The sequence below is a fragment of the uncultured Vibrio sp. genome, assembly GCF_947488985.1.
Taxonomy (GTDB): domain Bacteria; phylum Pseudomonadota; class Gammaproteobacteria; order Enterobacterales; family Vibrionaceae; genus Vibrio.
Genome location: NZ_CANLBV010000210.1, coordinates 1 through 1,538, shown reverse-complemented (window position 1 = coordinate 1,538; position 1,538 = coordinate 1). Strand labels below are relative to the sequence as shown.

The 1,538-nt window shown below is 37.1% G+C and carries 2 protein-coding genes; both read right to left on the bottom strand.

Annotation, left to right across the window (positions count from 1 at the left end; genetic code table 11):
• Positions 1–46: 46 nt before the first annotated feature.
• Positions 47–616: a hypothetical protein gene (locus Q1A70_RS19870; protein ID WP_299695742.1), complete on the bottom strand. Its 570-nt coding sequence runs from the start codon at positions 614–616 to the stop codon at positions 47–49.
• Between the two features lie 41 nt (positions 617–657).
• Entirely contained in the window at positions 658–1,461 is an 804-nt protein-coding gene (locus tag Q1A70_RS19865; protein WP_299695740.1) for a hypothetical protein, read from the bottom strand.
• Between the last annotated feature and the right edge of the window lie 77 nt (positions 1,462–1,538).

The following is a 1,538-nucleotide window of genomic DNA, read 5'->3' as shown; positions in this document are numbered from 1 at the left end:
AGTGTAATTATCATAGTTCGTAGCATGATCCTGATTTTACTAAAAATCAAGCACCTTCAATGATCACGGGTATAGTAGTAAACATCCGACCATTTGCTGGCGGTATGTTGGCTTTCTTGAACAATGAAGTCCAAGAGTTTTCAACCTCAGTACATGCTAAAATTAAAAGCTCTCTACTTTTGTGACCATAGGAATTTAAACCATTTGCATCAGGTTCTACGTATAACAGTATGTCGTCTAGCTTCTCTATAAGTACTCTTAGCGCTTGCTCAGCAGACCTTTTTTCAAAAAGGTCAATATCGAGAGCTTTTTCAATATCCTGATAGTAGTACAACGATGGGCGCCATACTCCTTGAGTTGAATTCCCAACAGGTAGAGACAGACTTTTTATATCCTGAGCACCAAATACTTTAGTAACCCATTCTTCTAAAGTACCTGACTTCGCTTCAATAGCTGTAAGTCCAACAGAAATTACATTTAGACCCTCGTCCTTGCCATACAGATGAACAAAGTGAGTTTCTGTTTCATACGCGTATCCAATTGGCTGCTTTTCATGCAAATTATTTACCCAATTGGGTATATTCGTACATGTATTTCTGTAGTAAATACCTTTCATTATATCCTCTTTTGTAAATTGATAATTGACGCCCGATTCAGTTAGCCCTTCCTGTTATAGCCTCGTATATAGTTACAAATCAGATCGTTTCGTTTATTACCAACAGGAATGTTACTCATTTGACTAAGGTATGGTTCATACAAGCCCACAATTTCTACAACGTCCCCTTCGTTTACATTAAACTCGTAGGCATCTCCCTTTTTAAGGGTAAGATCGTGGACTAACGCGTTACCGTTTACACTCAAACACTTAATAGTTGTAATCTCGTCTTCAATTTCAGCTATGACTAACCGACTGACTGAGCTTGGGACAACAAAAAGGTCTTCCCCAACGTTAGACACACAAGATGCTAGCAGTTCTCTTTCATAAACGATCTTATCAGCTTTTATACAAAATAAATGCGGACACGAACCAATCTGCCACCCTACGTTCAGAGTAAATGTATTTGTTGGCTCAAAACATCTGATGTCTGTTGAAAATGAACGCCCACCTTTTTGATAGTTTAAGCGTTTTACATTCCACTGCTCACCGTAAACGAAAAACGTTTGATCTTCTTCAAGCTTTATAGACTCTTCAAATACTTCATAGACTTTTTCACCATAGCTATCTTCGTGATGTTGAACAATTTTTTTGCGTGATAACGGTGTCAAAGGTGGTACTAAAATGCTAACAGGAATAACAACGCATTTGCCTGGTTCCAGCATAATTTTTGGTAGCGTTAACACTTTCTTCTGCTCTGGATTTAACTTGAAATCATAGAATTCATTTTTATTATTAAAATCAATTAACAAAGAATCTAAATCAACGAGTTTATTCGAGTTGTTTTTAATAGATAGAAACAGCACCCGGCGTTTTTCAAGGTAGTTGTCATCATTTGCTTACTTATTAAGCAGCTTCTCTTTCTGGGTTTAGGTGTACTTCA

Excerpts from the sequence above, each read along its gene's own strand:
- Q1A70_RS19870 (WP_299695742.1), bottom strand. The coding sequence starts at position 616 with ATGAAAGGTATTTACTACAGAAATACATGTACGAATATACCCAATTGG.